The organism is Dyadobacter sp. OTU695, from assembly GCF_038440355.1.
GTDB lineage: Bacteria > Bacteroidota > Bacteroidia > Cytophagales > Spirosomataceae > Dyadobacter.
The window spans coordinates 1-312 of sequence record NZ_JASATN010000103.1; the positions used below are offsets into that span (position 1 = coordinate 1).

General features: G+C 56.4%; 1 protein-coding gene. It reads right to left on the reverse strand.

Annotated elements, in window-relative coordinates; translation table 11 throughout:
* A partial coding sequence (locus AAHB90_RS32635) for an AMP-binding protein (protein ID WP_342089511.1) occupies positions 1-312 on the reverse strand: 312 nt, incomplete at both ends.

The following is a 312-nucleotide window of genomic DNA, read 5'->3' on the forward strand; positions in this document are numbered from 1 at the left end:
ACTGGGTAATCCGGGTCGATCGGAACATAGGCCCCGCCCGATTTAAGGATACCCAGTATCGCTACTACCATATCCATGCCCCGCTCCAGACAGATCCCCACCAGGCTCTCAGGGCCCACGCCCAGCCCGCGAAGGTAATGGCCTAGCCGGTTACTGGCTTCGTCCAGCTCACCGTAGCTCATCGTTTGCCCTTCGAAAACAAGCGCAACTGATGGGCGATTTTCTTTCACCTGGCCCGCAAAAAGGTCCAGCACTGTCCGCGAAAGATCGTAATCCCGCTCAGTCTGGTTGAAACCGGTCAACAACTGTTCA